We start from the raw sequence: 12,999 nt of genomic DNA, 5'->3' as shown, positions 1-12,999 counted from the left end.
GCGGGCATGTGGCGTACGCCACCCGTCACGGGTGTCACACGGCGGCGGCGGGCGGCGACTCGTGAATGGAGCACACTGGACAGCGAACAGCTAGGAGCGGGACATGGACGAGCGCAGCGAGCTGACGGCGGCCACGGACGGGCCGCCGGCCGGCGGCGTCGCGGCGGACGCCGCCACCGAGGCGTTCGTCGCCCACCGCAACCTGCTGTTCACCGTCGCCTACGAGATGCTCGGATCGGTGGCCGACGCCGAGGACGTCCTGCAGGAGACCTGGCTGGGGTGGATGAAGGTCGATCTGGAGCAGGTGCTCGACCGGCGTGCCTACCTGGTCAGGATCGCGACCAGGCGGGCGCTGGACCGGCTGCGCTCGATGAAGCGCCGCAGGGAGGAGTACGTCGGCCCCTGGTTGCCGGAGCCGCTGCTCACCACGCCGGACGTGGCCGAGAACGCCGAGCTCGCGGAGAGCGTGTCGATGGCGCTCATGCTCGTGCTGGAGACGCTGTCGCCGACCGAGCGGGCCGTGTTCGTGCTGCGCGAGGTGTTCGACGTCGGCTACGACGAGATCGCGGCCGCCGTGGGCAAGAGCACCGCGGCCGTCCGGCAGATCGCGCACCGCGCCCGCCGGCACGTCGACGCCCGCCGCCCCCGCGAGGTGGTCCCCCCGGGGGTGGCCAGGGCCGCGCTGGAGTCGTTCCAGCGCGCGTTCGAGACCGGCGACCTGCAGGGGCTGCTGGACGTGCTGGCCCCCGAGGTCGTGCTGATCAGCGACGGCGGCGGCGTCAAGCAGGCCGCGCCGCGGCCGATCGTCGGCGCGGGCAAGGTGGCCCGCTTCATCGTCGGCGGGATCGGCAAGGCCCAGGTCACGCTCAGCGGCGACCCCACCGTGGTCAACGGCAGCCCGGCACTCGTGCTCCGCGTCGACGGCGAGATCGACGGCGTCATCGCGGTCAGGGTCGAGGACGCCCGCATCACCGGCCTCTACTACGTCCGCAACCCGGAGAAGCTGACCGGCATCGCGTCGGAGGTGCCGCTCGCCCTGCGCTGAACGCGGGCCCGCGAGCAGGCGACGATCAGCAGGTAGAGTCCAAGATTGTGGATGTCTACCTGCTGATCCTGGGGGATCACCTGCCGGATCCACGCACCGGGCGAGCGTCCTCCGAGCCGGATCGCGTCCGCGCCATCGTCGACCAGGCCGTCGCGGCCGAACAGGCCGGGTTCACCGGCGTCGCCATCGGCGAGCACCACTTCACCCGCTACATCGTCTCCGCGCCGGAGCTGCTGCTCGCCGCCATCGCGGCCCGCACCACCACCCTGCGGCTGTCCACCGGCGTCACCCTGCTGGCCCACCACGACCCCGTGCGCGTCGCGGAGGAGCTCGCCACCCTCGACGTGCTGTCCAGCGGGCGCGCCGAGCTCATCGTGGCCCGGGGCGTGTCGAAGGAGACCGACGTCGCCTTCGGCATCGCCCCCTCCGACCTGCGGCCGCGCTTCCACGAGTACCTGCGCCTGCTGCTGAAGCTGCTGCAGGAGGAGAACGTCACCTGGCGCGGCACGTTCCGCAGCCCGCTGGAGGGCGTGACCACCACCCCGCGCCCGGTCCAGCGGCCGCACCCGACGTTATGGGTCGGCAGCGGCTCGGCGGCCTCCGCCGACTTCGCCGCCGAGCTGGGCATGCCGCTCATGCTGCCCAGCACCCTGCGCGATCCCGGCGTCTTCGCGGACGTCGTGGCCGGCTACCGGCGCGACCATCCCGGCCGGGTCGCGCTGCCCAGCCACGTGTTCGTCGCCGAGCGGGGCGCGCGGGAGCGGTGGCGGCCCTACCTGGAGGCGTACGCCGCGTTCGCCAGCCCGTGGCGGGGCGACGGCAGGGCGATCGACATCGACACGCTGATGGAGGGCGCGGCGATCTGCGGCGACCCCGGCGAGGTCGCCGACCGGCTCAACGCGCAGCAGAAGCTGCTCGGGCTCGACGCGCACCTGGTGCTGATCGACATCGGCGGCCTGCCGCGCGACGAGGTGCTGGCCGCGATCCGGCTGTTCGGCGAGCAGGTCATCCCCCGGCTCACCGCCTGACGCGAGGGCGAGCGATGAGTTCGGCGGCCGGGCCGGGTCTACCTCTGCGCACCGCAAGTCGCGCACCCCATCAGTGAGGGACCCATGAGCACCAACGCACTACCGCCCGTCGTCGACGCCGCCACGTGGCAGAAGCAGCTCGACGAGCTGCGCGCCAGGGAGAAGGCCGCCACGCGGGAGCTCGACGCCATCGCCGCCCAGCGCCGCCGCCTGCCCATGGTGGCGATGCCGGACTACACCCTCGAAGGCGAGCACGGGCCGGTCCGGCTCGCGGACGTCTTCGAGGGCAAGAGGCAGCTGATCGTCTACAACCACATGTGGTTCCCGGGCAAGCAGTGGCAGTGCCCCGGCTGCACGGGATTCACCTCGCAGTACACCCGGCTGGAGTTCCTGGACGGCTACGACGCCCGGTTCGTCGTCGTCACCCAGGGCCCGATCGACGAGGCGCTCGCCTACAAGAGGCGGGTCGGGAACAGGATGACCTGGTACTCCACCGCGAACAGCCCGTTCGGGTCCGACGTCGGCGCGCCGCCCGGCGGCGGCTTCGCCGTCAACGTGTTCCTGCGCGACGGCGAGAGCGTGTACCGCACCTGGCACACCAACGGCCGGGGCACCGAGCAGCTCAGCCACAGCTTCGCGCTGATCGACCTGCTGCCGTACGGGCGGCAGGAGGAGTGGCAGGACTCGCCCGACGGCTGGCCGCAGTCGCCCACCTACAGCCGGTGGACCGGCTCCGAGGAGATCGCCGCGCTGTACGGCCCGGACCCCGTCTAGGCACACCGTCGGGCCACACGGTGGCCGGCGGGTCCGCCGGCCACCGTGGTCGCGGCCGGTCTGATATGTAAACGCATCCGTATGCGTTTACGGCGGCCTGGACGGCTGGGAAGGGCTGAACGGCTACCTGCGCACCCTGGTGGACAAGGCGCAGATCGCGGTGCCCGTCCACGCCTACCTCATCGACCACCCCCGGCACGGGGTCATGAAGGTCGACACCGGCGTCAACTGGGAGCAGGCCCACGACCACGACGGGTACTACGACCTGACCTCGCGCCTGCTGACCGAGCGCGACGAGTACCGCCTCGACCCTGGCCAGGACCTGCGCGTCCGGCTGGCCCGGCTCGGCTACGACGCCGCGCAGGTCGGCACCGTATTTCTCACCCACGTCCACGACGACCACGCGGGCGGGCTGCGCAGCCTGCCCGGGCCGAGGTGGTGCTGGACCGCCGGGACCGGGACCACGGCGTGCTCTACCCGCACTCCTTCGGCCTGGTCGAGGACAACCTCTCCTTCCCGGCCTTCGACTCCGGCCCCTTCGGCGCGTTCCCCGACAGCCAGGACCACTTCGGCGACGGCAGCGTCATCCTGCTGCCCACCCCCGGCCACTCGCCCGGTCACATGTGCGTGCTGCTGCGCATGGACGGCGGCAGCGTGCTGTTCGTCGGCGACACCCTCTACACGCTGCCCCACCTGGCCGTCGACCAGGTCCGCCGGATGACCATCGGCGGCGCCGACACCGCCCGCCAGATCGAGGCGGCCCGGCGCGTCCAGGCCCTGCTGGCCGCCGAGCCCGCCACCGTGCCGCTGTTCGCCCACGACAACACCCGCTACCATGCCGACCGGGTCGTTCCCGCGTTCGCCGGCGGGAGGCCCGGCAAGGAGGGCTGCGGGAGTTGCGTACGCACATGGAGGCCGTTCTCACCCCTGGCTGGCGGCTGCGGGCCGGGCACGCGCCCCACTTTGTCCCGCCGGCGTCCGGCACGGGGCCGGGACGGGTGGAGTTCCGATGACCCCGGCGCGGCGCACCCGGGGCAGGCCGCGCGACCCCGAGGCCGACGAGGCGATCATGAAGGCGGCGCTGGAGCTGTTCGTGGAGCGCGGCCCGGAGGGCGCCAACGTCGAGCAGATCGCCAAGCGCGCCGGGGTCGCCAAGGTCACCGTCTACCGGCGCTGGTCCTCCAAGGAGGAGCTGCTGGTCCAGGCGATCGAGCAGGCCCGCACCCTCGTTCCCGGGGCCGAGGTCTGGGAGGCCGCCGACGCCGCGGCGCGGCCGGTCGACGAGCGGCTCGCCGGCTCCTGGGCGGGCACCCTCAGCGACGAGCGTTTCCGCGCGGTCCTGGCCCTGCTCATCGGCTCCAGTGTCACCCAGCCGTCCCTGCTGGCCACCTACCGCGAGCAGTACATCGAGCCCCGCCGCCGGCTGATCCGCGCCGCGCTGGAACGCGCCCATCCGGAGGCCGGCGCCGACCTCGACACCGTGATCGACATGGTCGTCGGCGCGGCCATGTACCGCATGCTCATCGACCCGGACACCCCCGCCGGCGGCCGCGAGTACCTGGACGGCCTGCTCCGCCAGGCCGACCGGCTGCTGCGTGCCGCAGAGGGGTGACGCGGGCGTTTCCGGCCGCGTCCGGAGGGCAACGGCCCTGCATGGTAAGCGATCTCATGAAAGGCGCCGCGGGCGGCGCGCTCGCCACCGCGGCGATGAGCGGGGTCATGGTGGCGGGCCGCCGGCTGGGCCTCATGCCCGACCAGCCGCCGAAACGGATCGTCCGGGCGCTGCTCCCTGGCCACCGGCACCGGCCCAAGCCCGGCGAGGGCGTCGCGGGCGCGCTGGCGCACGCCGGTTTCGGCATCACCCTGGGCGCCCTGTACGGCGCGCTGGCCAGGGGCCGCCGCGTCCCGGCGGCCGCCGGCGCCGGCTACGCCCTGACCATCTGGGCCTCCAGCTACCAGGGCTGGATCCCCGGGCTGGGCATCCTGCCGCCGGCCTCGCGGGACCGGCAGGACCGGCAGGCGGTCATGGTCGCCGGGCACGTGGTGTACGGCACCGTGCTGGCGCTGGCGGTGAACCGGCTCAACGCAGCTGGCTCCCAGGGGGAGCCTCGGTGAGGAGCCGCTGTTCGAGCACCGCGTCGAGCTGCAGCTCCCGGTAACCGGCCGTGTCGAACAGGACGGTCAGCCGGTCCTCGCCGACCTGCACGACCTCGCCCGCCCCCCAGGTGCGATGCACCACCCTGGCGTGCGCGGGGAACGGCCCGCTCTCCTCCGGCTGCCGTCCGGCGGTGCCTGCCCGGCAGTTGTCGCAGTCGCCGCACGGGTCGGCGAGCTGCTCGCCGAAGTAGCCGAGCAGGAAACGCCGCCGGCAGTCCCCGGTCTCGGCGTAGCGGCGCATCATCTCCAGCCGGGTGCGCTCGACGTCGCGCCGGCGCTCGGCCAGCCGCCGGGCCAGTTCCGCCGCGGTGGCCGGGCCGGGCCCGCCGGGCGCCGGGCCGACGCGGCGGGCGCCCAGCTCCACCGCCCCCGTCCGCTCCAGCAGGTCGAGCAGCAGCGTCAGGCGGCGCGGCGACAACCCCGTACGCTCGCGCAGCGCCTTGCGGTCGCTGCCCGGCCCGGCCTCGGCGACCGCCTCCGCCACCCGGGTCAGCGTCTCCAGGTCCGGTACGGCCGAGGTGAAGTAGCGCTGCAGGCCCAGGTCCTCGGGACGGTAGAACAGCACCGCCCTGGCCGCCTCGCCGTCCCGGCCGGCCCGGCCGATCTCCTGGTAATAGGCGTCCGGCGACCCCGGCACCTCGGCGTGCAGCACGAACCGCACGTCCGACTTGTCGATCCCCATCCCGAACGCGCTGGTGGCGACCACCACGTCCAGCTCGCCGGCCATGAACCTGCCGTGCACGTCGTCGCGCTCGGATCGCCGCAGCCCGGCATGGTACGGCGCCGCCCGCACCCCCGCCTCGTTCAGCAGCCCGCTCAGGCGGCAGGTCTGCCGGCGCACCGCCGTGTAGACGATGCCCGGCCCCGCTTCCTCGCGCACCGCGGCGACGATCTCGGGGGCGGGGTCGTCCAGCATGCGGCGCACCTCGAGCGAGATGTTCGGCCGGTCGAACCCCTGCACGATCTCCAAGGGATCGCGCAGGCCCAGCCGCTCGGCGATCTCCGCCCGCACGGGCGGGGCCGCGGTGGCCGTCAGGGCGGCGATCGCCGGGCGGCCCAGCGCCCGCGCCAGCGACCCCAGCCGCAGGTAGTCGGGGCGGAAGTCGTGCCCCCAGGAGGAGATCAGGTGGGCCTCGTCCACCACCAGGAGGGAGGGCTCGACCTCGGCCAGGTCGCGCACCACGTCCGGGCGGGCGAGCTGCTCCGGCGCGCAGAACAGGAACTCCGTCTCGCCCGCTCGCAGCGACTCGAACGTCGTGCGCCGCCTGCCGGCCGAAGTGCCGGCGTCCAGGCTCGCCGCCGCCTCGTCGTGCTCGCGCAGCGCTTCGACCTGGTCGCGCTGCAGGGCGATCAGGGGCGAGACCACCACGGTGGGGCCGGGCAGGAGCAGCGCGGGCACCTGGTAGATCGCGGACTTGCCGGCGCCGGTCGGCATCACCACCAGCACGTCGCGGCCCCGCGCCAGCGCGGTCATCGCGGCGAGCTGGCCCGGCCGCAGGTCGGTCAGGCCGAGCGCCTGCCGCGCCACCCGCTCGCACCGCGCGCCCGCCTCCTGCGCGCCCGTGTCCTTCCCCGCACCGGCGTCCTGCGCGCCTGTGTCCTCCGCGCCTGTGTCCTCCGCGTCCGTGTCCTGCCCCGCGCCCGTGTCCTTCATCGGCTCTCCCCTCGCACCCCGCCTCGCCGGGAGGTCGCTCCTGCCCAGGCAGGCGGCGGGCATGTCACCGGAGCCCGGCTACCAGCCCGGCTCCACCCACGCCGCGACCGAGGGCAGCCCCAGCCGGAAGCGGGCCCGGGGCGCCTCGCCCAGCCCGTACGACACCGAGCCGAAGGTCCGGATCGGCCACTCGGGAACCCCGGGCACGCAGATCGGCACCGTGTCGTCCGCGAGCAGCTCCTCGGCCTCGGCGGCCGTGCCCTCCGCCCGCCAGGAGGCCTCCAGGAACCTCAGCCGCGCCTGCGAGTCGCGCACGCTGCCCCGCTCGCTCAGCTCCCGCAGGGCGCCCGCGTCCAGGTCGCCGCTGGCCAGGGCATGGTTGGTGTGCACGAGACGGCCCCGCCGCAGGGCGACGGGGACCGCGCCGCCCGCCGAGCACTCCAGGCTGTCGATGCCGCCGCCGTCGCCGACCGCGTAGTGCTGCCCGCTGGCATGCGGGACGCCACGAAGGAAGGCCGTCGCCGCGGCCCGGTCCCGCTGCGCCAGGACGCCGCGGATCACGGCGGCCACGGGCAGCCCGTGCGGGTCGCCGTTCAGCATGCCCAGGGTGTTGACGCAGACCGCGACGCCCGCGGCGTTGACGCCGGTGAGCGCCAGCATCCCGGCGGAGGTCAGCACGAGCTGCTCGGGCCCGTCCTGCGGGCGCAGCCGCAGGATCAGCTGCGAGCCGTCCATGAACGCCGGCAGGTCCATGTTCTGGGCCAGGCAGCCGCCCGCGCCCACGACGCTGCAGCCGTGCCGGCGCAGCTGCCGACGGCGCATCCACCAGGCCTCGTCCATCCAGTTGCAGGCCACCACGTCCGCGAACGGCACGCCGGCGCCCTCCGCGATGCCGCGCAGCTCGTCCGCCAGCCCCGGCAGCAGCCGCCGGACGGTGCCCAGCAGCGGCGAGCCGGTGACCAGCTCGGCCGACGAGCGGGCCGTCGACTCCCGCCACACCTCCAGCGCGCGGCGGACGGCCTCGCGCGCCTGCTCGCCGTGCGCCCGCCCCATCTCCAGGTGGCCGCCCGCGCACTCGATCACCGTCATCGCGGCCCGCAGGTGCACATCCGCCTCACCCTTGCCTTCCCTCATCGTCAAGGCCGGCGCGGCGGCACCCTCAGGCGGTGCGCCAGCCAGTCCGCCACCCTGGTCACGAAACTGATCCTGTTGCCGATCCGCCGGATCTCGTGGCCCTCGTCCTGGAAGACGAGGTGATCGCAGGGTACGCCCAGGGCGGTGGCCGCCTCGATCACCTGCTCGGCCTCGTACAGCGGGACGTTGGTGTCCTGGGCGCCGTGCACCACCAGCAGGGGCACGGCCAGCCGGTCCAGGGAGTGCAGCGGCGACAGGGCGCGCAGCAGCTCCCGGTCGGCGTCCGGATGGCCGTACTCGCCGACCGCGGCGGCGGCGATCCAGGGCTCGGCGCGGGCGTAGAAGGTCGCGAAGTCGGCGATGCCGCTGACGGTCACGCCGGCCCTGAACAGGTGCGGGTGCGTGACCAGCGTGGCGAGCGTGAGGTAGCCGCCGTACGACCAGCCCATGCAGGCCAGCCTGGACGGGTCGCCGGCGCCGAGACGCACCAGCTCCGCCACGCAGTCGGCCACGTCGTTCACCGCGTCGAAGCGCAGCTCGCGGTCGTCGGCCTGGCGGAAGGCGCGGCCGTACCCGCCGGAGCCGCGCACGTTCGGGGCGAACACGCCGATCCCGGCGGCCAGCAGGTTCTGGTAGAGGGGGTTGAAGGTGGGCCGCTCCTGGTCCTCCGGCCCGCCGTGCAGGAACACCGCGAACGGCACGGGCCCTCGCGTGAGCGGCGGCCGGTAGAGCCAGGCCGCCAGCTCCAGGCCGTCCCTGGCGCGGAAGCGCACCAGCTCGGCGCCGGCCGCCGTGGGCAGCGGGCCCGCGCCGGCGGCGGTCCGGTAGCCCTCCCAGTGGTCGCCCGCGTCCAGGTCGCACAGCAGGACGTGCGAGGGCTCCTGCGGGCTCTCGGCGGCCAGCGCGGCCAGCGTGCCGTCCCAGCCGATCCGGGCCGAGGTGATCACGGCGGCGGGCGGCGGCGGGAGGTGATGCAGCTCGCCGCTGTCCAGCTCCATGACGTCCAGCTCGGAGCGGCCGTGCGCGTTCCACACCAGCAGCGCGCGGCGGCCGTCCGCGCTGAGCGCGAGCCGGTCCAGCTCCGCGTCCCGCCGTTCGGCCAGCACGACGGCCTCGGCGCCCTGCCGTACGGCCAGCAGCGCGGCCCGGTCGCGGCCGGCGTCCGACACCAGGTAGGCGATGCGGCCGTCGGGAGAGAGGGCGCCGTCGTCGGTGGTTCCCGGGAGGCCGGGCAGCAGCGGCCGTTCGCCGCTCGGCACGTGCGCGCCCAGCGCCTCGGCGGCCAGGTCGGCCACGAACATGCGCCGGCGGCCGCGCGGGCCCCGCCGCAGCAGCATCGTCACGTGGTCCCGGCTGATGGCCACCGGCCTCAGCAGCGGGCCGGCCGCGATGACCTGGCGGCCGCCGGTGACCGCGTCGATGAGCACGGCCCGGGCCAGGCCGGTGGCGGAGGTCTCGGTGACCAGGAGCGTCTCGCCCCGGCCCGTCCAGCGGACCACCCCGGCGGAGCCGCCGGCCGGGGCGGACAGCAGGCGCAGGTCGCCGCCGTGCGGCTGAACGGTCCACACCTGGGTGTGCTCGCCGCCGCCGGGCGCCACCAGCACGGCCAGGTGGGTTCCCGTCGGCGCCCAGCTCACGTCCACCGCCGGCTGCGGCCCGGTGTCGACGGCCCACGCCTCGGCGCCGTCCCTGAGGGGCCGGACCCACACCCGGGGCGAGCCGTCGTGGTCGCTGATGAAGGCGACGGCGCTGTTGTCGGGGGCAAGGGCGGGGGCCAGGCAGCTCCACGCGGTCAGGCTCTCGGCCGCGGGCAGGTGCGGCCGGCCACCGGCCGGCCGCGCGGGCGCGGCCACGTGCGGCGGTTCGCCGCCCGGGCCCGCCGCCGTGGGCAGGCGCGCCAGACCCCCGGCCGGGCCCGGCGCGGGCGGGGACAGGTGCGGCGGGTCGGCGGCGGGCCGCGGCGTCACACGCCGTGGGTCTGCAGCCACAACTCCAGCAGCCCCAGCTGCCACAGCGTGTTCACGCCGGTCGTCGCCCTGTCCTGCTCGGGGTCGGCGAGCAGCCGATCCACGTAGTCCTGCCGGAACAGCCCCCGCTCGCGGGCGGCCCGGCTGGTCAGCGCGTCGCGGACGAGGTCGAGCAGGGCCCCGTCCACGTGCCGGACGGCCGGGACGGGGAAGTACCCCTTGGGCCGGTCGACGATCTCGGCCGGCAGCAGCCGCCGGGCGGCGTCCTTGAGCACGCCCTTGCCGCCGTGGGCCAGCTTGAGCTCGGCGGGGCAGGCGGCGGCCAGCTCGACCAGCTCGTGGTCGAGGAACGGCGTGCGCGCCTCCAGCCCGTGGGCCATCGTCATGTTGTCGACCCGCTTGACCGGGTCGTCCACCAGCATGGCGGTGGTCTCCAGGCGCAGCACGGCGTCCAGCGCGGTCTCGGCGCCCGGCCGGCCCAGGTGGGCGCGGACGAAGTCGCCGCTGGCGTCGCGCTCCAGCAGGCGATCGGGCGACAGGATCGCGGCCAGCCCGTCGTGGGGCCGGTCGAAGAACTCGCGGGCGTACACCTCGGCGGCCTGCTCCCGGGGCACGCCCGCCAGCGGCGGGAACCAGCTGTAACCGGCGAACACCTCGTCGGCCCCCTGCCCCGACTGCACGACCTTGACGTGCCGCGCGACCTCCTGCGACAGCAGGTAGAAGGCGACGCAGTCGTGGCTGACCATCGGCTCGCTCATGGCCCGCACCGCGTCCTGCAGCCCGTCCATCAGGCGCGCGTCCGGGATGCGGATGCGGTGGTGGTCGGTGCCGAACCGCCGGGCGACCAGGTCCGAGTAGGCGAACTCCTCGCCCCGCTCGCCGCCGGCCGGCTCGAAGCCGATGCTGAACGTGGCCAGGTCCTGCTGCCCCTGCTCCGCCAGCAGCGCCACGATGAGGCTGGAGTCCAGGCCGCCGGACAGCAGCACGCCGACCGGCACGTCGGCCACCATCCGGCGGCGCACCGCGACGCGCAGCGCCTCCAGCACGGCCTGGCACCACTCCGGGCCGCTCAGCCCGGCATGCTCGGGCAGGGCGCCCCGCGTGTGGGCCGGCTCCCAGTAACGGTGCTCGGTGCCGCCGCCGTCCGGCTCGATCACCCGTACCGTGGCGGGCGGCAGCTTGCGCACCCCGGACAGGATGGTGCGCTCGCCCGGCACCAGCGAGTGGAAGGTCATGTAGTGGTGCAGCGCCACCGGGTCGATGCCGGTGTCCACCTCGCCGGCTGCCAGCAGGGCGGGCAGCGAGGAGGCGAAGCGCAGCCGCCGGGCGCCCTCGGCCACGTACATCGGCTTGATGCCGAGCCGGTCCCTGCCCAGCGTCAGCCGTCCCGTGTCACGCTCGTGCACGGCGAAGGCGAACATGCCCTTGAACCGCTCGACGCAGGCCGGCCCCCACCGGTGGAAGGCCTTCACCAGCACCTCGGTGTCGGAGGTGGAGAAGAACCGGTAACCCGCGCCGCGCAGCTCGTCCCGCAGCTCGCCGTAGTTGTAGAGGCAGCCGTTGAACACCACCGCCAGCCCCAGCTCGCCGTCCACCATCGGCTGGGCCGCCTTGTCCGACAGGTCGATGATCTTCAACCGGCGGTGGCCCAGCGCGACCGGCCCCTGCGACCACAGGCCGGAGCCGTCCGGGCCGCGCTCGTGCATCGCCTCCGCCATCCGGCCGACGGCCCCGATGTCCGCCTCGGCGCCGTCGAAGCGCAACTCTCCGCTCAGTCCGCACATTCCAGGCTCCTCAGGACGCCGCGGACCGGTACGCCGGGGGATCCGTCGGGGGATCGTCCGCCGGCCGGTCCCACCGGCAGTGCCTGGTCTCGGTCAGCAGCAGGTCCACCACGTCGGCCAGCCGCCCCCGCCGGGCGAACGCCTGCCGCTGGCGCTGCGCGGAGCTGCCCCTGGCCAGCGCCTCCTCGATCAGCTCGGAGACCAGCTCCGCGTCCCCCGACTCCTCCAACTGCGGGCGCAGCCCTTCGACCAGGCGCCGGATCACCACGGGCGCCGGCCGGGGCACCCCGCCCACGGGGTCGATCAGCTCGCCCTCCAGCCCCGACCGGGCGGCCTGCCAGGTCGCGGCCCGGGCCGCCTCCAGGTGCACGTCCCGTTCCACTCCCTGGCGCACCGCCTCCAGCTCCCTGGCCACCAGCGCCCGGAACAGGCCGGCGATCAGCACGACGTCCTGGACCCGCGGGCAGGAGTCGCAGATGCGCAGCTCGACCGTGGGCACATGCTGCGACGGGCGGATGTCGGAGTAGATCATCCCGGGATCGGTGATCACCCCCGAGCGGATCAACTCCTTGATCATGTCCTTGTACTCGGCGGCGGAGTCGTACTTGGCGATCGGGCCCGCGGTGGGCCAGCGCTGCCAGACCAGGCTGCGATAGCTGGCGTACCCGGTGTCGTCGCCGTCCCAGTACGGCGAGCTGGCCGACAACGCCAGCAGCGGCGGCAGCCACGGCGTCAGCCGGTGCGCCACCGCGACCGCCAGGTCCGGGTCGCGCACCTCCGCGTGCACATGCGTGCCGCAGATCAGCTGCTCCCGCGTGAGCTGCTGGTAGTCGCTCAGCATCTGCTCGTAGCGCGGCTCAGGGGAGACCTTCACCTCCCCCATCTCGACCAGCGGAGCGCTGCCCGCCGCGCTGATCCCGAGCCCGATCTCGTCGGCCTGCCTGATCAGCCGCCCGCGCAACCCGCACACGTCGCGCGCCAGATCCTCCAGCCGCCGGAAGGGCGCGCTGTTGGACTCCACCGTCGAACGTTGCAGCTCCCGCGCGAAGCTGTCCTCGGGCAACGCCTCCAGCAACAGTTCGGCCCGCGCCGCCAGGCGGCGAGTGTGGACGTCCACCACATGGAACTCTTCCTCCACTCCCACCCGGATCGCTTTCTCTTCTCCCTCCACGACCTTCACCCCCGGTTCATTCCGACTCGTACCAGGCTTGTCTACTCCCCAGAGAACGGCCCAATGCACGTGAGGATTTTTTGCACTGAACAGGTTTGACGCGGGGAATCGCCGAGGTGGAGGCGGTGGGCCGCGGGTAGCGGGGGACCCCGCGAGGGGAGATCGGCCGTCGTTGAGCGGGCTGCCGTTCAACCGGCCGGGCTGCTCGCCCGAACCAGGTGGCCCGGCCGGAGGTGTTCCCCGGGTCAAGCGGTTAGGCCGAGCGGGCCGGTGACGGGTGCCGCC

Annotated in this window: 10 protein-coding genes and 2 pseudogenes; 7 read left to right on the top strand and 5 right to left on the bottom strand. The window is 74.4% G+C overall.

Going from position 1 to position 12,999, the window contains the following annotated elements; translation table 11 throughout:
* Positions 1-103 precede the first annotated feature (103 nt).
* The 7 genes and pseudogenes from HD597_RS22830 to HD597_RS22805 all read left to right on the top strand — a co-directional run bounded on the left by HD597_RS22830 (position 104) and on the right by HD597_RS22805 (position 4,962).
* Positions 104-1,045 carry an RNA polymerase sigma-70 factor gene (locus tag HD597_RS22830; protein WP_253744716.1) on the top strand — a complete coding sequence of 314 codons (942 nt, stop codon included), beginning with the start codon at positions 104-106 and terminating at the stop codon, positions 1,043-1,045.
* A 47-nt stretch (positions 1,046-1,092) separates the two neighbouring features.
* Positions 1,093-2,073, top strand: coding sequence for an LLM class flavin-dependent oxidoreductase (locus tag HD597_RS22825; protein ID WP_253744715.1), 981 nt, complete (start codon positions 1,093-1,095; stop codon positions 2,071-2,073).
* An 84-nt stretch (positions 2,074-2,157) separates the two neighbouring features.
* The gene (locus HD597_RS22820) at positions 2,158-2,847 is read left to right on the top strand and encodes a DUF899 domain-containing protein (protein ID WP_253744714.1); all 690 of its coding nucleotides are present in this window, start codon (positions 2,158-2,160) and stop codon (positions 2,845-2,847) included.
* A gap of 205 nt (positions 2,848-3,052) precedes the next feature.
* A pseudogene (locus tag HD597_RS66855) lies at positions 3,053-3,223 on the top strand (hypothetical protein); the annotation flags it as partial.
* A gap of 59 nt (positions 3,224-3,282) precedes the next feature.
* A pseudogene (locus HD597_RS66850) lies at positions 3,283-3,516 on the top strand (MBL fold metallo-hydrolase); the annotation flags it as partial.
* A 340-nt stretch (positions 3,517-3,856) separates the two neighbouring features.
* The gene (locus HD597_RS22810; RefSeq protein ID WP_253744713.1) at positions 3,857-4,459 is read left to right on the top strand and encodes a TetR/AcrR family transcriptional regulator; all 603 of its coding nucleotides are present in this window, start codon (positions 3,857-3,859) and stop codon (positions 4,457-4,459) included.
* 56 nt (positions 4,460-4,515) lie between these two features.
* A complete protein-coding gene (locus HD597_RS22805) occupies positions 4,516-4,962 on the top strand; it encodes a DUF6789 family protein (protein ID WP_253759455.1) in 447 nt (148 codons plus the stop codon).
* On the opposite strand, the gene HD597_RS22800 is transcribed toward HD597_RS22805, so the two are convergent.
* The 5 genes from HD597_RS22800 to HD597_RS22780 all read right to left on the bottom strand — a co-directional run bounded on the left by HD597_RS22800 (position 4,928) and on the right by HD597_RS22780 (position 12,714).
* A complete protein-coding gene (locus HD597_RS22800; protein ID WP_253744712.1) occupies positions 4,928-6,658 on the bottom strand; it encodes a RecQ family ATP-dependent DNA helicase in 1,731 nt (576 codons plus the stop codon). The genes HD597_RS22805 and HD597_RS22800 overlap by 35 nt on opposite strands.
* Positions 6,659-6,736: 78 nt before the next feature.
* A complete protein-coding gene (locus HD597_RS22795; protein ID WP_253759452.1) occupies positions 6,737-7,792 on the bottom strand; it encodes a C45 family autoproteolytic acyltransferase/hydrolase in 1,056 nt (351 codons plus the stop codon).
* A gap of 2 nt (positions 7,793-7,794) precedes the next feature.
* A complete protein-coding gene (locus HD597_RS22790; protein ID WP_253744711.1) occupies positions 7,795-9,759 on the bottom strand; it encodes a S9 family peptidase in 1,965 nt (654 codons plus the stop codon).
* Entirely contained in the window at positions 9,756-11,543 is a 1,788-nt protein-coding gene (locus HD597_RS22785) for an N-acetylglutaminylglutamine amidotransferase (protein WP_253744710.1), read from the bottom strand. Before HD597_RS22785 ends, HD597_RS22790 begins: the two co-directional genes overlap by 4 nt.
* 10 nt (positions 11,544-11,553) lie before the next feature.
* On the bottom strand, positions 11,554-12,714 hold the full coding sequence (locus tag HD597_RS22780) for a carboxylate-amine ligase (RefSeq protein WP_253744709.1): 1,161 nt from the start codon (positions 12,712-12,714) through the stop codon (positions 11,554-11,556).
* Positions 12,715-12,999: the final 285 nt, after the last annotated feature.

It is taken from the genome of Nonomuraea thailandensis (genome assembly GCF_024172165.1).
Taxonomy (GTDB): domain Bacteria; phylum Actinomycetota; class Actinomycetes; order Streptosporangiales; family Streptosporangiaceae; genus Nonomuraea; species Nonomuraea thailandensis.
Note: the sequence above shows the minus strand (reverse complement) of the source record. Positions and strands in the feature narration are given on the sequence as shown.